This window comes from Pseudomonas sp. GL-R-19 (genome assembly GCF_019956375.1).
GTDB lineage: Bacteria > Pseudomonadota > Gammaproteobacteria > Pseudomonadales > Pseudomonadaceae > Aquipseudomonas.
On the sequence record NZ_JAHBDJ010000066.1, the window covers coordinates 1 to 19,321 of the forward strand.

The following is a 19,321-nucleotide window of genomic DNA, read 5'->3' on the forward strand; positions in this document are numbered from 1 at the left end:
GGTGTGTCAGTCGGCATCAATTTGGCTGACACACCATCGCGAGCAGGCTCGCTCCTACAGGGGAAGGCGGTGGTGGCAATAAAAAAGGCGATGCCTGTGAGGGCGTCGCCTTTGTTTTGACTGCCGCTAAAGCTTACTCGGACAGTTTGTACGCGATCACATAGTCACCCATTTTGGTGCCCAGTGAGCCGTGGCCACCGACGACCAGCAGCACGTACTGCTTACCGTCCTTGCCGGTGTAGGTCATCGGCGTAGCCTGACCGCCAGCCGGCAGGCGCGATTTCCAAAGCTCGTTGCCGGTGTTGACGTCATAGGCGCGCAGGTATTGATCCAGCGTGCCGCTGAGGAAGCCGACGCCGCCGGCGGTGACTATCGAGCCGCCCATGCTTGGCACGCCGAGTGGCAGGCCGATAGGCAATGGCGAGCTGTCGCGGCTGGTGCCGTTCTTGCGTTTCCACACGACTTTGTTTGTGGTCAGGTCGATGCCGGCCACGTAGCCCCAGGCCGGAGCCTGGCACGGTACACCGAACGGCGACATGAGCGGGTGCATGATCACCGCGTAAGGTGCGCCCGTGTTCGGTTGCACGCCCGCTGTTTCGCTCTCGCGCTTGCTGCCGGCCGCGACTTCGGCGCGAGGCACCATTTTCGAGACGAAGGCCATGTAGTTCGGGCTGGTGAACAGCATCTGGCGAACCGGGTCGACCGAAACTCCGCCCCAGTTGAAGACGCCGACGTTACCCGGATAGATCAGGCTGCCCTGTTCCGACGGTGGGGTGTACTGACCGTCGTAACGCAGCTCCTTGAACTGGATGCGGCACAGCATCTGGTCAAACGGGCTGGCGCCCCACATGGCTTTTTCGGTCAGTTCCGGGGCCAGCAGGTTCAGGTCCGAACGGGCCTGGGTCGGTGCGGTGTGGTCGCCTTTCACGGCGCCTTGCGGAGCCGGGATTTCCTTGATCGGGATGATCGGCGTGCCGTCGCGACGGTCGAGGACGTACAGGCTGCCTTGCTTGGTCGGCTGGATCACAGCCGGCTTGATGCCGTCGGCGGTTTTCATGTCCAGCAGGGTTGGCTGGCTGCCGACGTCCATGTCCCACAGGTCGTGGTGAGTGAACTGGTAGTTCCAGCGCACCTTGCCGGTGGCCAGGTCCAGCGCGACCAGGCCGGCACTGAACTTCTCGGCGCCCGGGGTGCGGTCTGCGCCCCACTGGTCAGGGGTCTGGTTACCCAGTGGCAGGTAGACCATGCCGAGTTTTTCGTCGACGCTGGCCAGCGACCACATGTTCGCCGAGTTGCGGCTGTAGTGTTCGCCCTCTGGCAGCGGTTCGGTCGCGTCGGGATTGTTGCTGTCCCAGTTCCACACCAGATGACCGTCGTGTACGTCAAAGGCACGAATCACGCCGGATGGCTCGTTGGTCGACTCGTTGTCGGTGACGTGGCCGCCCATGATCACCAGGTCACGAGTGATCGCTGCTGGCGAGGTGGAGTAGTAGCCGCCGGGGGTGAACGGTCCGATGCCTTGAGTCAGGTCAACCGCACCGTTTTTACCGAAACCTTCGCAAACCTTGCCGGTGTCGGCGTTGAGTGCGATCAGGCGTGCATCGGCGGTTGGCAGGTACAGACGACGCGGGCATGCCTGGGCGACGGCCTTGCCGGCTTCAGAGATGACGGCGGACGCAGCATTTTCAGCTTTTGCATTCGCCGCTTCGTCGTAGTACGACACGCCACGGCAGGTCATGTGGGCGAAGCCCTTGAAGCCTGACGGGCTCTTGATCTGCGGGTCGAAACGCCACAGTTCCTTGCCGGTGTCCGGGTCCAGCGCCAGCACCCTGCTATGGGCGGTGCAGGCATAGAGCATGCCGTTGGCCTTGAGCGGGGTGTTTTCGTTGGTCAGTTCCACCGGGTCACCGGCGGTTGGTAGATCGCCGGTCTGGATACGCCAGGCTTCTTGCAGCTTGCCGACGTTGGCCGGGGTGATCTGCTTGAGCGGCGAGTAGCGGTCACCGAATTCGCTGCGGCCATAGGCCTGCCAGTCGCCTTCGGGCATTTGTGGCGCAGTGCTGGTCATGTCAGCCGAGTCACGACCCAACTCGCCGAAGGTCTCGCCCGGATGGGTGAACTGGCTGGCCACGGCAGTGACACCGGCCAGGGCCACGGCCACGCTCAAGGCGCCAGTGCCCATAGGGGCAGGGCCGTTGATCAGCAATGGACGACGGAACCACGGCAGCAACATCACCACACCGAGGGCGAACCACAGCGCCAGGCGCGGCACCAGTTGCCACCAGTCCAGGCCGACTTCCCACAGCGCCCAAACGGTACTGGCGAACAGCACCAGTGCGTACAGGCCTAGCGCCGCGCGGCGGGCGGCGATCAGCAACACGCCGCTCAGCGCGATGCCGATACCGGCCAGCAGGTAATACAGCGAGCCGCCGAGCATGCTCAGCTTGATCCCCCCGGCCAGCATGGCCAGGCCCATCAGTAGAAGCAGAATGCCGAGCAGGGTCGGCAACAGACGGCTTCGACTCAAGGCACCATCAGTGCTCATAGTGTGATTCTCCGTGACGTTTCAAGTAGTCCCGCGCCAGTTCACTGTAGATGACGATCCGGCGCGGGCAGGGTTCAGATAAAACTGGTTCAGCTGATGCAGTCCCTGTAGGAGCGAGCTTGCTCGCGAGAAACCTGAGAACGCCACGGGGTGTCAGGCTCGAAGCGTTATCGTTGGCGTCCATCGCGAGCAAGCTCGCTCCTACGGGTTTTTGTGGTGTTTTTCAGAACGAGGACTGGACCTTGATCCCGCCGATCAGCGCGTCATCGACCTCGTTCACGCCACCGGGATGGCGGATGTATTGCAGGTTCGGGCGCACGGTCAGCCAGTTGGTCACGTGCACGCCGTAATAGAGTTCGGCGCTGTATTCGGTGTCCTGAGGCGGCAGGAAGGTCGGATTGTCGAAATCGAAGACTGCGTTGGCCTGGTTGGTCGCCTCGGCATTCTTGCGAAAGGCCGGGTTGACGTGGACGCGGGCCAGGGCGAAACCGATGTCGTCCCGGGCGCGCGCGTCGAACGGGCCTTTGTAGACGAGGCCGGCCTGGACGTAGTTGTCGATGGCGTTGGTCTTCTTGTCGTGCATGGTGCCGTTGGCGAACAGGCTCAGGCCCCGGGAGTGATCGCTGGCGAGGCTGGTGACCTGCTGCTGAAGGCCCAGCCACATACCGTGTTTGCTCGAGGCGCTGCGGTAGGCTTCGCCAGTCAGGGCAGCAGGCTGGCCATTGCTGTCCTTATAGACGTCGGTGGCGTTGGCGCTGCTGTAGTAGTAACCGGCGCGGTATTCGCCCGGCAGGCCGTTGAGCTTCGGCGTCCACACCAGTTCCACCGGCAGGACCGCGCCCTGGGTACCGCTGCCGCTCAGCTTGAAGCCATTGCCGCGATCCAGGTTCGACGTGTTCTGCTCAAACGCGCCGATCTGCGCGTACAACTGCGGCGTCAGGTGATATTTGACCCGCATCGCCCACTGGCTGACCGGCCAGTTGTACCAGATGTCACCCGCCCAGTTGCCGACCTGGGATCCGCAGAACGCCAGGTTCTGGAAGTCGCAGGGGAAGCTGTTGAAGTCTTCGCCCTCACCGAAACGGCCGACCTTGATGTCGAGTTTTTCATCGAGGAATTTCTGCTGATACCACATCTGCGTCAGGCGCCAGGTCTGGCCGCGGCCCCAGACTTCCTGGGCCGAGGTGAAGCCGCCGACACGCGGGTCGTTGATGCGGTCGTTGCTGATGTTGTTGCCGCTGCGTTCTGTGATGGTCAACTGGAACTCGGCGTCATCCCAGCCGAGGATCTTCTGCAAGTCCAGGTGGGTACCCAGGGCGAACTGGTCGCTGTAGCGCGCGGTGCGGTCGTGGTCGTAGCCGCCGTGCAGATTGCTGCCCATTTCACCGGTGTAATCGACTTTGAAGTCGTAGCCTTTTTCCGCGAGTTCTGTACGAGTGCCGTTCCAGTCACCGAGCATCCACGGCGAATCGCTGTCGAAGGCAGGCGCCGCCTGAACGCAGGAGGCAAGGCCCAGCGCGGTGAGGCCACCAATCAGGGGCAGGATGTTTCGGTGGGCAGCAGTTGCAAAGACAGCGCTGTCTCGAAAAGTTTTAAAGTCAGGCATAGAGACGGAGTTCTTGATCTTTTTCTGGGGGATAAACGGAAAGCAGCAGGCGTGAAGCGAAAGCAGAAGCGTTTCAGCAGGCAGCGGGCGCAAGGATAATGTTCCGTTACAAATAGAGAAAGGGCTTTTACTGACATGCATCCTTTCGGATTCGGTAACAGTGACAAAAGATCGCAGCCTGCGGCAGCTCCTACAGGATACGGATTCCAACGCAGGAGCTGCCGCAGGCCGCGATCTTTTCCGTTTCACCTACATTTAACGTAAGGTGCGCGGCTTCCAATTCCCATTCTGCTCGAAGGCCCGGCATGACCGAACACAACCCTGACCCGCTGCACGGCGTGACGCTGGAACAGATCCTCAACGCGCTGGTTGAACACTACGAGTGGTCGGGGCTGGCCGAACGCATCGATATCCGCTGCTTCAAGAGCGACCCGAGCATCAAGTCGAGCCTGACGTTCCTGCGTAAAACCCCATGGGCGCGAGAAAAGGTCGAACGCCTGTATGTGAAGTTGATGCGCACCAAACGACCGCTGTGAACAGGGTCAATCCGTCCGGGTTTCGCCGCCGTTTTGTGGCTGTGGCTGCCACGCTCGGCTGGGCGGGATTGAGCATCCAGATGTACCTGATTTTCCATTCACGCTGGACGCTGGGCGCCAGCCTTATCGGCGGGCTGATGAGTTTTTTCAGCTATTTCACCGTGCTGAGCAACACCCTGGTGGCGACCGTGCTGTCCTGTGAATGGACAACCCGCGAGTCAGCCGCGCGTCGCTGGTTCCTGCAGCCTTGGGTCAGCAGTGCGATTGCCGTGAGCATCGCCGTGGTGAGCCTGGCCTACAACCTGCTGCTGCGCCACTTGTGGCATCCCGAGGGCTGGCAATGGCTGGCCGATGAGTTGTTGCATGACATCATGCCAGTGCTGTTTCTGGGGTATTGGTGGCGTTATGTGCCCAAGGGCACATTGCGCGTGTGGCACATCGCGCTGTGGGTGATTTATCCGCTGGTTTATTTTGGCTATGCACTGCTGCGCGGGCATCTGCTGGCGGTTTATCCGTATCCGTTCATCGATGTCGAGAAGCTGGGTTATCCACAGGTGTTCATCAATGCCGGCGGGTTGTTGGCGGGGTTTGTAGTGATTGCGTTGCTGGTGATCGGGCTGGATCGGTGGCGGGCTCGAAGGTGAGCGCGGATATGGCGATGTGGAATGCTTTATGTGGTGAGGGGGCTTGCCCCCTCACCACATTGTGACGTTCGTCACTCCTCGTCGCTGTCCCCCAATTTCCAATACCCCACCGCCTTGACGAATTGCTCATCCAGCCCATGCTCATCGAGCAACACCCGACGAATCTGTCGCGACACCTTGCTCTCGGTCGCCACCCACGCGTACAGGCTGCCGGTTGGCACCTGGATCTGGCGCACGGTGGTCAGCAGATTGTCCTTGCCACCTTCACGCAGCACCCAGATCACATTGACCTCGGCCGCGCTGTGCAGCACTTGCTGTTCCTTGCCGTTTTCCACTTCCACGATCACCAACGCACGACGGTTGGCCGCCAGGCCTTCCAGGCGTCGGGCGATGGCGGGCAGGGCGGTTTCGTCGCCGATCAGCAGGTAACTGTCGAAGATGTCCGGCACGATCATCGAACCCCGCGGCCCTGCGATGTGCAGGAATTGGCCGGGTTTGGCCTGCTCGGCCCAGGTCGAGGCAGGGCCGTCGCCGTGCAGCACGAAGTCGATGTCCAGCTCCAGGGTGTTCAGGTCGTAGCGACGCGGCGTGTAGTCGCGCATTTCAGGCTGCGGACCGTTGTCCTTGCCGGCGCCCGGCACCAGGGTTTCCAGGGCCGCAGCTTGCTCGGCGTTTTGCGGGAACAGCAGTTTGACGTGGTCGTCCGTACCCAGGCTGACGAAACCTGCCAGCTCAGGGCCACCCAGGGTAATCCGGCGCATGCGCGGGGTCAGGTCGACCACGCGCAACACTTCCAGACGACGGCGTTTGATGTCGTGCATGACACGGGCAATGGCGGTGATCACTTCAGTCATTCGGCGTTCTCCTGAACCGGTTCAACGGCAGGGCCGTCGACGATGGCTTTGGCGGTGTTGTTGAGCAAGTCGCGTACCCGCAGGATTTCTTCGGGGCTCCAGCGGCCATGATGCATTTGCAGGGCGTGGCGCAGGTTGTGCACCGCTTCGTGAATTTCGGCGGGACGGTCATGGCCGCGCAATGAGCGCTTGCTGACTTCGATGCGCATGCGCACGCCGTCCAGGGCAATCGCTTGTTCACTTAAAGACAGACGTCCGGCGTCGGTGATTGTGTAGCGTTTTTTTCCGCCTTCGGCGTCACCCTGGATCAGTTCGCTTTCTTCAAGGAACGTCAGCGTCGGGTAAATCACACCGGGACTGGGACTGTAGGCGCCATCGAACATCCCTTCGATCTGGCGGATCAGGTCGTAGCCGTGGCACGGCTGTTCGGCAATCAGCGCCAGTAGCAGCAGTTTCAGATCGCCGGGGGCAAATACCCGTGGGCCGCGGCCACCGCGTTCGCGGCCGGGGCGCTTCTCGAAGCCGTCGCGGCCGTCACCGTGTTCGCGATGGGGGGAATGATGGTCTCTCATTTTCTCTTCTCTCGTCGTGTTTAGATACAACTTAAGATATATCTTTAGCGTCGTTCAAGACATTTTCCGTGCGAGGCGACCTCATGCCGACGAGCGGTGACGCAGTAGAATGTGTGGAATCCATCGAAAAAACCTGCCGCCAGCCTCTCTTTCTACAAACAGCCGACTATTCAAGAATATTAAAGTTATTACTCTAAAATTTTTTGAGCTTATATTTTAAAGTCGTAAAAGTCCCCATGTTCATTGGCTAGAACTGCTGTCTGGTTTTTTCAATAAAACTGTATGTAGGTCGCAACTTACAGTCACCGTCTTATATTTTGATTTTTTGCGGTTTTGTCTTTCTGGTCATGAGGTAGTTTAACTACGAGCTCATAGGAAGTTGCCTGCTTACTTTCCAGAGCGATAAGTCGATCATGCCCCGGCGTTGAAAGCTTACAGCCACCGGATTTTACGGCTATGAGCTGTGTGAACTTTCAATGGACCAATCCTTTAAAAGAAAACAGGTACTGAATGATGTTCAAGAAATTTGCAATCGCTGCCCCACTGGCTGTTCTGGCTCTCCAATCCTCCATGGCTTTCGCTGCGGGCGAGGCTGCTCACTCGATCAATCTCATCGCTCACGTGCCAACCAATGGCTTCTACGTAGTGCCAACCGACCCTGATCTGGTCAACAAGGATCAGGACATGAGCTTCCAGCCAGCCACTGGCAAGATGGGAGAAGTCAATGGATTCTTCGACGTGCGCAACAATAACGGCTCGGTTCACGCCAGTCTGGAAAGTGCACCTAAATTGATCTCTGGTGCTCAGTCGATCGATTTGAAAGTCGAGTTCAATAACAAGGAACTGACGCTCACTCCACAACTGGTCGTGGGTGAATCCGAGTCCGACGCGAACTACCGCGCGCCGCTGAAGATCACGGCCAAGGGTACAACCTTCCAGCCGGGCGACTACACCGGTGTGGTCGCAATGACCTTCGACGCCGTTGCTCCGGTCGCCACGCGTTGATCGAACTTCAAGGCAACAAACGCTAACTGCTCAAGTGGCGTTAACCGGCGGACAAGCCAACCAGCCTGTCCGCCGGATTCCAACCCGTTCGTAACCAGAGTAAGAGTTCATGTTCCCGATGACACCCATCGCGGCTGCGCTTGCGCTGTTGTTTTGTGCCAGTGCTGCGGCGGCTCCCGTTTCTTCCGTCGGTACGACACCGCGAAGTCTGTTGGCTCAGGCCAAAGGCCTGCCGGCAGATTTCGAGGAGCATTTCTTTGATGTGCCTCTGGCTGTTCGGGTGGAGCTCGATCAGCAACCGCTGGGGGAGGCCATGGTGGTGTTGTCTCGTGATGATCGCATCACATTGCTTGAGTTTACCGACACCAGCGAAAACCGCTTCGGCCCCGCCGAGCGGGAAAAGTGGGCCAGTTATCTCAAGCCAGGCGTGCCGCTGGGCACATGCACCGGTTCGTGTCCGGATCAGGTGCTGGCCGTGCATTACAACCTGGAGAACTCCCTCGTCTCGATCCTCACCGAAAACGCTGAGCGCGACGTCGAGGCCAAGCGTTATTACGAGCAGCCCGATGGCGGCAGCAGCGGTCTGATGGTACGCAACCAGCTCAATCTCAATGGAGGGCAGCAACAGGATCTGGGCGGACGCTTCGGTCTTGAAGCCAGCGCCAGCCTGGGCAACTGGAGCCAGACATTCAACACACAGCTGGCCCGCCTTGGCGGTCCGGATGACAAGCTTTATCACGCAGTCCATGAGCTTTACACCCAGCGCGAATTGCAAGGCAGCTTCTTTCGTCTGGGCTATTTCACTCCCAATTCCGAAGGACTGACCCGCCAGCCGCGCACGTTCGGCACCAGTCCCGACACGGCTGTCGGCGTCATGTATGGCAGCTCCGACAGCCTCGCCATCAACAGTCCGATGCCCAGCGTCTATCCGATCTATGTCACGGCCAACCGCCAGGGCTCGGTGGAAATCTATCGCGACGGTCTGTTGATCAATACCCAGTCGGTGCCCGCCGGCTTGCAGACCCTCGACACCCGACCGCTGCCGGGAGGCATCTATGAAGTCGAAGTGCGCCTGATCGAGGACGGTCAGATCACCTCGAGCACTCAAGAGTTGGTGTACAAGCCCAACAACTGGCGCAACCTCGACGAGCGCTGGCGCTACAACCTGTTTGCCGGGGAAGAAAGCAAACTGTGGAGCAACTGGAATCAGCAGTCCAGCGGCAGCGCCACGGCCGGGGCCTCGGTCAATTACCTGGCGCACCCACGGGTCATTCTGGGGCTGTCGGCGCGGCAGGTTCGCGAAAAACTGCAATACGGCAGTTCCGTCGACTGGACCCTGGCCAATCACATCAGCCTGTACGCCAACGTCTATCAGACGCAGGACCACGGCACCGGTCTGGACCTGCAAAGCCTCTATAACTATGGCGCCGGCAGCGTGGTGATCAGCCACAACCGCAGCTGGCTGGACACCACCAACCTTTACGAAACCCTGCCGGATGGCACCCGTGTGCGCCAACGCAATGTGTTCGTCGGTGAGACCAGCAACTCCTCACTGGCACTCAATCATCGACTCAGCAGCAAAAGCACGATCAATGCCCGGGTATCCCACAGCGAGGGCAACGTCGAAGGCGTCGGCGTCGATCTGGGCTGGAACCAGCGCACCAATCTGTTTGGCAGCGACGGCAACTGGCGGCTGTCGCTGTTCGATCGCCCGGGCAGTTTCAGCAGTGGCAACGATCGCAATCGCGGCGTCGACCTTAGCGTCAACCTGGCACTCGGCGCACCTGGACAGCAGATCAGCGGCAGCATCGGTTCGCGCACGGCCCGGGACGGCGGTCGCGACAATAACGCCTCCATTGGCTGGCGCAAAGACCTGAAAGATCACGTACTGCAAAACGTCTCGGTGACGGCGCTCACCGATACCTACGGCGTCGGCGTTTCCAGCCTCGCCAACTTTCGTACCGACGCGATCAATGGTGATGGTTTCGTTCAGCGTTCGTCCTTCAACGGCAATTTTACCGGCGGCCTCAACCTGGACAGTACCCTGGTCCTCGGCGGCCAGCAGATGGTGTTGACCAGCCAGCATGAGATGCGCGGTGCCGGGCTGATTGTCGATGTCGAGTCGGACATCGACGACATTGCCCTGCGCGCCGACGATTACAGCGGCGGCAGCGCGGCGCTGAAGCCGGGACGCAACTTCATTCCCATCACCGCGTACCAGAACAGCTCGGTGAGTTTCGATTTCGAAGGCAACCATGTACCGGCGGCCACCATCGAACCGGCACGCACCCGTTATCACCTGAACAAGGGAGGGGTCGAATACCGCAAGGTGCGGGTGATGAAAACCCTGACCGTGCTGGGCCGGCTGGTCGATTCGCAAGGGCAGCCGCTCAAGGGTCATCACGTGATCAACCACGCCAGTCGTGGCGTGACAGAGGTCGATGGTTTCTTCTCGATGGAAATGAACGCCGGTTCGCCAACGCTGGAAGTGCGTCAAGGCAACCAGTTGCTGTGCCAGTTCCGTCTCGAGGCCGACCGCCATCGCAGCGAAAACAACGTGCTGATGATCGGTGACCTGCGGTGTACGCCGGACACCCTGGCCGATATCACCTTTACCGAGCAGAAGGCGGGTTGAGTGATGAAAAGGTCAGTACGTTCGCTGGGGGGCCTGACGGTATTACTGATGTTGAGCCTGGCAGGTGAATCGGCGTCGGGCGCAACCATGGATATCCGTGCGGTGTTTCGCCCCGACCCGGCAAAACCGATGCACAACGAATTTATCAACGTGACCCCCGTCACTGGGCATTGCCAGAGTCAACCTGCGTTCTGCAAGGAGAGAGACCTGTTTTCTCTGCTGATACCAATCGGCTTCCAGTCTGTCAGTGCGATCGAGGCCGGGCATAACGACCCGCGTCGGGCGCCGATGTTTCGGGTCCCAGGCGACTGGCGAAGACTGAGCGTGCGGCATGCCGACACGCAGGAGGAGGCCGAGGTGGAAGTGCGGATCGTCTCGATCGGTGGCCGCTACATTCTTTCCGATACGGCGGAAAACCTGGTGGGCGAAGGTGAGCCCACGACATGGCCCGGCTGGCACACACGCCTGTTGGGCGACTGGACCTGGGCACCGCCATCGCCGTGCAGAAGTACCGGAGGCATGTATGCGTGGCCAGACGCCAGAACGTTCTTCTGGCTGACGTCCGGAACGAACGTGTGCGCCGCTCAGGCCAATTACCGCATCCCGGGTTTTACCTATGAACGGATGCAGATTGGCTACGAACTGCGTACACCCGACCCGCTGAAAATGTCTTCGGGCCAGTACTACGGTGATTTGACCTACACCGTCGGGCCCGGAATGGACTTTGACATGGGGGACATCATGCAGCCGGATGACTCGGTACTGACGCTCAGTTTCAACCTGGATGTAGAACACACCCTGAAAGTCGACCTGCCACCGGGTGGGAACAAGGTGGCGCTGGAGCCCGAAGGCGGCTGGAACCGCTGGATCGAAAGCGGTCGCCAGCCGACGCGGGTTTACCGCGATCAGGCCTTTTTCATCTCAGCGTCTTCGCGCTTCAGCGTGATGATGCAGTGCGAATCGCCGGGCGGTACTCGATGCGATCTGCGCGGCGAGAACGGCAGCAGCACACAGGTGGAGACCCGGCTCAGCCTGCCCGCGGGCATCACCGGCCCCGGCAATGGCCCGATCAATCATGTCTCGCTGACGAATAACGTTTGGGTAGGCCCGTTTCAGCCTGGTCATTATCTGGATCGCAAGCCAGGTTCGCTGCGTTTCGAGATGCCTCGGGACGCGATCGATTTTCTGCTGCGTCCCGGCTTCAGCGGCACGCTCAAGGGCAATATCACCGTCATCTGGGACTCGGAAGTTTGAGCGTCCGGCCCCTCCATTTTTTTAATTTTTGGGATTGAAAACATGACACGTCTGTTTTTGCTGTCGATGCTCAGTGTGTTTTGCATGGCGGCCAACGCCGGGCCGCAAATCAATGTCGGCACTGTTTATGACTATCTGGATGGCGACAAGAGTACTTACCTGAAGCGGGTCTTCAACAGCGGTGACAGCACCGCGTTCGTCAAGGTCAACGTATTGGAGATCGTTTATGAGGCTGACGGCACGTCTCGGGAAATCCCGGTCGAAACCGCGGCTGACAAGGCGTCGCGCAATGGCCTGATGGCAAGCCCCGCGCGACTGATCGTGCCGGCGCAGGGTATGCAGGGCACTCGCCTGCTGTACATGGGCGAACGTGACCACGAACGTTATTTCCGTGTGCGTTTCGTGCCGGTGGTGCCGGAGAAGGAGGACGAATTCGTGGTCAGCGGCGAAGAGCGCGAGGACTACAAAAAGACCCTGAGCGCCGGCGTCAACGTCATGACCGGATTCGGCACGATTTTCTTCGTGCGACCCAAAGACGTCCGTTTCGAGACAGCCATCACTGAAACCGACAGCCGTTACGAGCTGCGCAACAACGGCAACTCGGTGCTCGTCGTCGATGAGTTCAAAAGCTGTTCATTGAGCAAGGAGAGCGATTGTGGAGCCACCCTCAAACACCATGTTCTGGCGGGCAAGTCATTCGGCTTCGACAAGGAAAAGGGCCGTGAATACCGTTTCAAGTTGATCGAAGGCGAACGTAAACAGGACTTGAAGGTAGTGAGCCGTTAACGGCTGCTTCCATGGGGGGTAGGTAATGAATATGAGCAAGCAATGCGCCGTCGTCGTATTGATGGCAATCACTGGACTGATGAGCACCATGAGTTGGGCCGCTCGCGAGGAGCACACCTTCGAAGTATCGCTGACGGTTCCGAGTCGGGCTTTCTACATCATTCCGTCCGAACCGAACTGGATTCACCGGCCACAGCCACTGCTCTGGAGCTACCCCACATCAACCTTGGGCAGCCTGCGCAAGAACTTCGACGTGCGCCACGACACCAGCGCGATTGAAGCGCGCCTGGAAAGTACGCCCTACCTGTCGAACGGCAGGCCGGACGATGACATCGCGCTACGGGTCAGATTCAACGGCGTTGAACTGAGTTCTGTCATGCGCCAGGTCGTGTCTCGGGAAGAAGCCGCGACGGGCAAGCGGGTGGCGCTGGAGATCGACCCGGTAAAACCGGTCGGGGGATACCGCGCGGGTGATTACGCCGGCAACGTCTTGCTGTTGTTCAACGCCAGGGCGCCGGGAGAATGAAATATCGAGCGACGAATCTATCGGGGATGACACTAATGGGCTTTTTGAAAAAACTGACCGGCAAACTGGCGTTGCTGATGACGCTGTGCGTGCCTTCGGCAGAGGCGGCGAATCAAGAGATCCGCGCATTGTTCACGCCCGATCCAGCGCAACCGAACAGGAATGTGTTTATCAACAAGACGCCCAACAGTGGTTATTGCGCGATCTATCCTTCCGAATGTGCGGCCAACCAAACGTTCAGCATTCAGGTGCCGATTCGTTTCAATTCCACTCGCGCCGTCGTGCCCGGCGGTGGTGGTGTGGGGGTGAAAGCGCCCGCCAATTGGCGGCAGCTGACCGTCACCAATCGCGACACCCAGGAAACGGAGACCGTTGAAATACGCATCATTGGCATGGGTTCAAGATATGTGCTGAGCGATACAGCCGCCAACCTGGTGGGGGTAACAGACATGCTCGAAGGCCATCAAAAGCTTTGGACCGACCGTAGTTGGGTTTACGCAGCACCGCCTTGTCTATACAGCGGTGTGGGAGGCTACAACGATTCGGCTTATCGTTTTTTCTGGAAGACGCCCGTGCAAGCGGCGTGTACCAAGTTGCCCGCCTTTACCATCCCGAGCATGTCGTTCGAGAATATGGATTTTGCCTATGAGCTGCGCACCCCCAATCCCTTGGGTATGTCATCCGGGCTTTACACCGGATCGATGGTTTATTCCGTCGGGCCAGCCGCGGATTTCGACATGGGGCCGATGATGGTGCCGGACGATAGTTTGCTGAGCCTCGATTTTGTACTGGATGTTCAGCACACGCTCAAGGTCGACCTGCCACCGGGTGGGAACAAGGTGACGCTGGAGCCGGAGGGCGGCTGGCGACCCTGGATCGAGAGTGGTCGCAAGCCGACCCGCATCTACCGTGACCAATTGTTTTACATCTCGGCGTCGTCGCGCTTCAGAGTCATGATGCAGTGCAGTCAGCCGAGCGGGAACAGTTGCCCTTTGTGGGGAAGGACGAAATTCGCCCTTGTGGACACAAGACTCAGTCTGCCCGACGGAATCGAGGGCAACAACGGGCCGGTCAAGGACCTCTGGCTGAAAAACGGCGTTTGGTATGGACCCTTTCAGCCAGGGTTTTATGTGGATCGAAAAGCGGGGAAATTGCATTTCGAGGTCTATAAGCCCTCCATCGATGTAGTAGTGGGTACCGGATTCAATGACACGTTCAGCGGCAACATCACCGTTATCTGGGACTCGGATGTGTGACGCTCCGGTAAAAATTGCAGCAAGACTCCTGAAGTCAAGGCGACGCCTGGACTCCAGGAGTTGGTTACTCGTTTACAACGCGTGTTTGTCCAGCAGCATCCGGGTCAGGCTTCGTCCCAGTTGCAGTTTTTCATCGGCCAGCGTGTTGAGGCTGTCCGAGTAGGCCTGCTCATTGATTTCGCCAGCCTCCCTGCGTTGCTCGAGAAGTCGTAACTTCTCATCGAACGCCCGATCATTCGAACGGAATCTCAGGTCATGGGTCTCGCGCAGGTACTGGTCCCAGAACGGCTGTGCGAGCATGACGTCAAGCAAGCCGTCCCCTTGCTCCAGCGCTAGAACGGTGACGTACGCCTGCTCGATGGCGTTGTCGCTCACGGCGGCGATCTGCCGGTAAAGCATGCCCTCCGATTGCCAGGGCAACTCAAGGCGCGATGCCAGACGGGTCTGATACGCCAGGTAGATTTCCACTTCTTCGACCCTGCTCGGGCGTGACAGCGCATCGGCCCGGGCGATGTCATTGACCCGTTGCAAGCGCGCGGCACCCTTGCTCAAGCTCACCATCCGGGTTTCCAGTTCGGCGGCATTGGTCGAATAGGCATACGCCTGGGACGCAAGCGCCTGCACGCCCATGTTGTTGAAAACTTCGGAGCTGGCGTCGGCACAGGTGGTGGGTTGCTCGGCGGTCTGAAACAGTTTTTCGCGCAGTGGCGTATCCAGATCCACCGCGTCGATCAGTTCCCAGACGCGACGGGACAGGGCTTTGCGGGTAGCGCCACCGGCTCTGAAATCGGCCGAATGGGTCAGGTTGTCGATGATTCTGAAGAAGCCTTCGCTGTTCGGCTCGTTCATCAGGTTGTCCCAGGCCTCTGCTCGGTAAGTCCCCAGTCCAGGCGAGTTCGCCCCCCAGAGCGATGAGTCATCATCGACCGGCCATTTGGCGCGCGCATTGGCGGCCAGAGGGGCGTAGGTGTTCTGGCGCGGCAAGCCTGATGAATCGCGGTATTGGAACAGGAGCTGGCGTTGGGTATCGTGCAATGAGTCGATGTCCAGCCGCGTGCGTGCTACCACCAATGCTTGCCTTGACCCGTTGACGACAGTGGGTACGGTCTTGATCGGGTTATCCCGCAGGTCAAGGAAGAATCCCTTGGGACGATGCCTGTTCAGCAATCCGTCTTTACTCAGCAATCCATCTGGCCAGGTATCGATCCCGGTGTTTGAAAGGTTGAGCACTTTCAGGCGTGGCATGCGCTCGACATTGGGGGGGCGGCGCAGCGGGTTGTGATCGAGCCGCAGGGTCTGCAGGCGTGTCAGGTGCTTCAATCGCTCGAGCGCCTCTGTATCCAGCGTAAAAAGGTTGTGGCTCAGACGCAGGGTTTCGAGCAGGTGCATGCTTGCCACGTTTTCCGGCAAACGGGTCAGGTGACAGCGACGTGCACTGAGGTGGCGTAGTCGGGCAAAGTCTTTCAAAAGCCCCATGGCGCCCGGCGAGAACTCCAGCCCATCCAGACTCAAAGTGCTGATTTGCTCAAGATACGGTCGGATGTCCGGCAGAATTTTCCACCAGGGCTCCAGGTTGAAACTCAGGAGTTCAGTGGATAAGTCCAGTGCATAACCCTTGTCGAAGTGCGTACTGCGTTCGCCAAACAAAAGGGGTTTGCGCTGGAAGCATTCCATCAGGCGATCAGCGATGAACGTGATTTCCCTGGGCGCAAGGAGCGTATTGTCGGGCTCGAATGGCGTGTTTTTTTTCTTCCAGGTATCAAGGATGTTTTCCAGTTCTGTGAGTTCTTGCTTCAGTTTGTTCAGCAACTGAACAGGATCGCTGCCCGAAGGCATGGAACGAATGAAGTTGTCGACTTCATGTTCACGCAGGTGCGGATACAGATTTTTCACCCGTTGCTCGAGGGTGACTGGCTGTCTGGAGAAAGCAGGGCCGCGTAAAAGCAGGCTCGTGTCCAACTCCGCCACCGGCCGGATGGAAGGCTCCAGCAAGAGCGTGCGGCGTTCGGCCGGTGCCATGGTCTTGACCATTATCCATTGCTTGAGGGCTTGTCCCTGGCCCAATCCATAACCTATTGACCGGCGTGCCTGCTCCGGCAAGGCACGCAGCAGCGCTTCATGAAAGTCGACAGCATCGGAAAGCGGACGATGTTGACCGTCGACAACTTCATAACGATCGTCTCCCACCCGTAAGAGCAGTCGTACTTGAGTGGCATCGTCAGGACCGACGCCGCAACGCAAAGAACCATCGGCGGTGCTGTCACGTATTTCCACGCGCAGATCGCCCAAGGCATCGCTGTTGAGTCGCAGCGCGTTGAGCGCCAGGCGCTCGGTATCGGCGGTCAGTCGTTCGTTCTGGTAGAAGCCTTCACTGGACCGTGTCGCGCGGGTTTCAAAGGCACACTCACGGGCGTGGCTCTTGAGATCCAGTGGGAGGCGCTGCTGTGTGTCGACGATGCGCAGATCGTCTTGCCGGGCATGGGCCACCAGGCGTTCGGCGATGATCGTCGGCAGTTCAGGGTATTGCCGCTGCAAGACTTGAACGCGTCGATCGGTACTGCGTGTGCGAGAGCGATAGATGTAATCCGCGATGTCGATCTTGCGCCCTTCGACCTGCTCGGCCAGGCGATCACGCAGGCGCTGTACCTTCGCTTGCCTGGACAATCCCGGTCCGACCAACGCTTCCAGTTGTTGCTCATCGAGAAACCTGACGACCCGCTCCGGCAACCTGCCGGCCATCACGTCCGTCAGCCCGATCTCTAGCGTCCGTTCCGGCCGGGCACTGGCGTTGCCGTACAGGCGGGAGGCGCCGAGCAGGTCGGAGCGTTCATACACCCTCAAGGCATGGTCGGACGGCCAGCCCGGCAGTTCGGTGATCAGTTGCTCGAACCAGTGCGATGACGGGTCTATCGGGCTTCCCGAACGAATCTGCGTCGTCGTGGCGGCAACATCTTCCATCGCCCTGAAGCGGTTCACCGTGTCTTCCAGCAACAGTGGCGGCTCGGCGTTTTCGACGTGCATGCGCCGCAGTGCGTCTTCTTCGGTGCCGCTGATCAAGCGGATGTTTTCCAGTTGCCGTGAGTTTAAGCCATCGGTCATGTGCCCCAGCCGTTGCATCAGCTTCGGGTGCTCCCAGGTCAAGGGGTTTTCACCTTCATGGCGCCAGGCGCCGCGACCGTTATGGGCCAATTTCGGTGCATAGGCTTCGGGACGGGTGGGGTGTTCAAGTCGATACTGCGCGGTTTGCGGATCCTTTCGAGTCACATAGTGGCGGCCCTCCAAAGGAAGAATGTCCCGGCCTTGATGGCGATGCAGGCCCAGTCGGTCGGGGCTGGAATCTGTTGGCAGCGACAGGTCTGGATGGGCGTAGGGCTCGATGTCCGGGTGCCACAAGCGGGTTTCACCGGTGGGCAAGCTCACCGGTTGCAGGCCCTCGACCCATGTAGAAACCTTGAGCCGGAACGCGTCGGCGATGCTCGCCCCGGCGGCAAACGCGGCCAGTTGAACCACGTCCGTCACGACCCCCACAACGTGATCCGCCGCTTCTGCCCATAGTCCCTCGGCCAGGTCCACGGCGCCTTCAATGACATCATTGGTCAGTTGATACGCCGTGTAGGTCAGCATGAGTTCGCCCAGCCCCGGAGCGAACGGGGTGGCGATCAACAGCGCGACATTAAAAATATCGGAGACTATTTTCTTGAAATTGTCCCACCAGGCCCACCGCGCCTTGCGATCGGAATCGGCGGTCGACACGGCGATGTCCCGAGCGTCATTGAGAATCTTGTTCAGTTTGTTTTGATAAAGATGTACCCAGAGGTCGCCTGTGATCGGCGCAATGTCGAAACTCAATCGCGGGTTATCGATCGGCACATCCCGCCAGCTCGGGCGTGGATCCAAGGCTTCCTTTCGACGCCATTTGACCTCGAACAGGCGTTGTTGCAGCCCTCCGAAGAAATGCCCGCGTTGCGAATGGTCGATGAACCGGCTGAAGAACTGGCGGTACGTTATCCCGGTGGAAGCGATAAGCGCGTCGTCGCGCAACTGCCGCGTCAATTCGTTCATGAACGCGACAGTCGAGGGGTATTGCTTGATCGGGTGCTGCGGATCCTGCGGCACATAGGCGATCACCGGCATCACCTCGTGCGATGGCCCCAGGTCCGCAGTGATCAGCACGATCCCGGTCAAGCGGTTGTCGAGAATGGACAGGTCGGCAAATTGCACAGGCTTGCCTTTCCAGGTGGTGTTGCGCTGGCCTTCCAGCATTTCAATGACCATGTCGCGGGCATCGGCGTCGATCTCGCCGGCCATCGTCGCCTGTTCCGCGGCGGCTCTGAAAGCGGCTTTCTCGCTTTCAACGATACGGCTTTGGAGCCAATATTTTGCGACGCCATCGCGGGGCAGTAACTGTTCTTCCAGGTATCGGGTGTAGCGGGCGCCGATGTCCAGCTCACGGCACAAGGCCTGAAACCTTGCGATGGAGAGCTTGTGTTTGATGGGCAAGACATCGAAATGATCACGATCATCGGGCTGACTGATGAAGTCCGAGTCCGGTTCGCAGGATTCACTTAGCGCGAAGTTGTGCAGTGCGGCGTCGATCAGCGAAACAGTACGGGTGACGACCCCCCTGGACGTATCGATGACATACCAGGGCTGCTCTTTGGGCAGGTAAAGATGCAGATACGTTTTTTTAACGTCGACATCGATATCCAGTTTTTTCAGTGCATCGGTGAGTAGGGGCTCGGCAAATTCATAAACGTTTTGCAACCGGTCGAGAAAACGATCCACCTTGTTGCGGGAAGACCAGAGTTCGAGGCCGGCTTTTTGTAAGCGGGATTGATCAAGTGCGGTGGCTGTCCTGATCCAGGGCGCGGGCGCTTTTTCGGCGCGGCCCAGTTCCCGGACATTTCGCAATGAAGTGCTTTGAAAGACTGGATGAATCCGGTTTTTGATCAGTTCGTAGTGCCGGCCTTTATGATCGGTAGTCGACGTACTTCCTTGTAAGTCAGGCATGTTGTTAATAAACCTTGAGTGTTGATGGGAGTCATCAGCCTAACGCCCAAGGCTCAAAGTAAAAGCCTGAATTATTGTTGCTTGAACAGTGT

13 protein-coding genes are annotated in these 19,321 nt (G+C 59.1%); 8 read left to right on the forward strand and 5 right to left on the reverse strand.

Annotated elements, in window-relative coordinates; all coding sequences use genetic code 11:
• Nucleotides 1-133: 133 nt before the first annotated feature.
• Complete coding sequence (locus KGA83_RS25465; protein WP_223531163.1) at nt 134-2,545, reverse strand: glucose/quinate/shikimate family membrane-bound PQQ-dependent dehydrogenase; 2,412 nt, start codon at nt 2,543-2,545, stop codon at nt 134-136.
• A 223-nt stretch (nt 2,546-2,768) separates the two neighbouring features.
• A complete protein-coding gene (locus KGA83_RS25470) occupies nt 2,769-4,151 on the reverse strand; it encodes a carbohydrate porin (protein ID WP_223531164.1) in 1,383 nt (460 codons plus the stop codon).
• 305 nt (nt 4,152-4,456) lie between these two features.
• Here KGA83_RS25470 and KGA83_RS25475 point away from each other — a divergent pair, with 305 nt between their 5' ends.
• Nucleotides 4,457-4,687, forward strand: a complete 231-nt coding sequence (locus KGA83_RS25475; protein ID WP_108216564.1) for a VF530 family DNA-binding protein — start codon at nt 4,457-4,459, stop codon at nt 4,685-4,687.
• An 80-nt stretch (nt 4,688-4,767) separates the two neighbouring features.
• Nucleotides 4,768-5,331 carry a Pr6Pr family membrane protein gene (locus KGA83_RS25480; RefSeq protein WP_223531165.1) on the forward strand — a complete coding sequence of 188 codons (564 nt, stop codon included), beginning with the start codon at nt 4,768-4,770 and terminating at the stop codon, nt 5,329-5,331.
• A gap of 71 nt (nt 5,332-5,402) precedes the next feature.
• Here KGA83_RS25480 and KGA83_RS25485 read toward each other — a convergent pair whose 3' ends face one another.
• Entirely contained in the window at nt 5,403-6,185 is a 783-nt protein-coding gene (locus KGA83_RS25485) for a siderophore-interacting protein (RefSeq protein WP_223531166.1), read from the reverse strand.
• A complete protein-coding gene (locus KGA83_RS25490) occupies nt 6,182-6,757 on the reverse strand; it encodes a PadR family transcriptional regulator (protein WP_108216571.1) in 576 nt (191 codons plus the stop codon). The genes KGA83_RS25485 and KGA83_RS25490 overlap by 4 nt, the downstream gene beginning before the upstream one ends.
• 510 nt (nt 6,758-7,267) lie before the next feature.
• On the opposite strand from KGA83_RS25490, the gene KGA83_RS25495 reads away from it, so the two are divergent.
• The 6 genes from KGA83_RS25495 to KGA83_RS25520 all read left to right on the forward strand — a co-directional run bounded on the left by KGA83_RS25495 (nt 7,268) and on the right by KGA83_RS25520 (nt 14,219).
• Entirely contained in the window at nt 7,268-7,762 is a 495-nt protein-coding gene (locus KGA83_RS25495; protein WP_223531167.1) for a CS1 type fimbrial major subunit, read from the forward strand.
• A gap of 109 nt (nt 7,763-7,871) precedes the next feature.
• The gene (locus KGA83_RS25500) at nt 7,872-10,397 is read left to right on the forward strand and encodes a CS1-pili formation C-terminal domain-containing protein (RefSeq protein ID WP_223531168.1); all 2,526 of its coding nucleotides are present in this window, start codon (nt 7,872-7,874) and stop codon (nt 10,395-10,397) included.
• Between the two features lie 3 nt (nt 10,398-10,400).
• On the forward strand, nt 10,401-11,651 hold the full coding sequence (locus KGA83_RS25505; RefSeq protein ID WP_108216573.1) for a hypothetical protein: 1,251 nt from the start codon (nt 10,401-10,403) through the stop codon (nt 11,649-11,651).
• Between the two features lie 42 nt (nt 11,652-11,693).
• The gene (locus tag KGA83_RS25510) at nt 11,694-12,437 is read left to right on the forward strand and encodes a molecular chaperone (protein ID WP_223531169.1); all 744 of its coding nucleotides are present in this window, start codon (nt 11,694-11,696) and stop codon (nt 12,435-12,437) included.
• A 31-nt stretch (nt 12,438-12,468) separates the two neighbouring features.
• Nucleotides 12,469-12,963, forward strand: coding sequence for a CS1 type fimbrial major subunit (locus tag KGA83_RS25515; RefSeq protein ID WP_223531170.1), 495 nt, complete (start codon nt 12,469-12,471; stop codon nt 12,961-12,963).
• A gap of 35 nt (nt 12,964-12,998) precedes the next feature.
• A complete protein-coding gene (locus tag KGA83_RS25520; protein ID WP_223531171.1) occupies nt 12,999-14,219 on the forward strand; it encodes a hypothetical protein in 1,221 nt (406 codons plus the stop codon).
• Between the two features lie 72 nt (nt 14,220-14,291).
• Here KGA83_RS25520 and KGA83_RS25525 read toward each other — a convergent pair whose 3' ends face one another.
• The gene (locus tag KGA83_RS25525; RefSeq protein ID WP_223531172.1) at nt 14,292-19,229 is read right to left on the reverse strand and encodes an NEL-type E3 ubiquitin ligase domain-containing protein; all 4,938 of its coding nucleotides are present in this window, start codon (nt 19,227-19,229) and stop codon (nt 14,292-14,294) included.
• Nucleotides 19,230-19,321: the final 92 nt, after the last annotated feature.

Bases quoted from the DNA above. Each gene is read 5' to 3' on its own strand.
- KGA83_RS25465 (WP_223531163.1), bottom strand. From the start codon at position 2,545: ATGAGCACTGATGGTGCCTTGAGTCGAAGCCGTCTGTTGCCGACCCTG.
- KGA83_RS25470 (WP_223531164.1), bottom strand. From the start codon at position 4,151: ATGCCTGACTTTAAAACTTTTCGAGACAGCGCTGTCTTTGCAACTGCT.
- KGA83_RS25475 (WP_108216564.1), top strand. From the start codon at position 4,457: ATGACCGAACACAACCCTGACCCGCTGCACGGCGTGACGCTGGAACAG.
- KGA83_RS25480 (WP_223531165.1), top strand. From the start codon at position 4,768: ATGTACCTGATTTTCCATTCACGCTGGACGCTGGGCGCCAGCCTTATC.
- KGA83_RS25485 (WP_223531166.1), bottom strand. From the start codon at position 6,185: ATGACTGAAGTGATCACCGCCATTGCCCGTGTCATGCACGACATCAAA.
- KGA83_RS25490 (WP_108216571.1), bottom strand. From the start codon at position 6,757: ATGAGAGACCATCATTCCCCCCATCGCGAACACGGTGACGGCCGCGAC.
- KGA83_RS25495 (WP_223531167.1), top strand. From the start codon at position 7,268: ATGATGTTCAAGAAATTTGCAATCGCTGCCCCACTGGCTGTTCTGGCT.
- KGA83_RS25500 (WP_223531168.1), top strand. From the start codon at position 7,872: ATGTTCCCGATGACACCCATCGCGGCTGCGCTTGCGCTGTTGTTTTGT.
- KGA83_RS25505 (WP_108216573.1), top strand. From the start codon at position 10,401: ATGAAAAGGTCAGTACGTTCGCTGGGGGGCCTGACGGTATTACTGATG.
- KGA83_RS25510 (WP_223531169.1), top strand. From the start codon at position 11,694: ATGACACGTCTGTTTTTGCTGTCGATGCTCAGTGTGTTTTGCATGGCG.
- KGA83_RS25515 (WP_223531170.1), top strand. From the start codon at position 12,469: ATGAGCAAGCAATGCGCCGTCGTCGTATTGATGGCAATCACTGGACTG.
- KGA83_RS25520 (WP_223531171.1), top strand. From the start codon at position 12,999: ATGGGCTTTTTGAAAAAACTGACCGGCAAACTGGCGTTGCTGATGACG.
- KGA83_RS25525 (WP_223531172.1), bottom strand. From the start codon at position 19,229: ATGCCTGACTTACAAGGAAGTACGTCGACTACCGATCATAAAGGCCGG.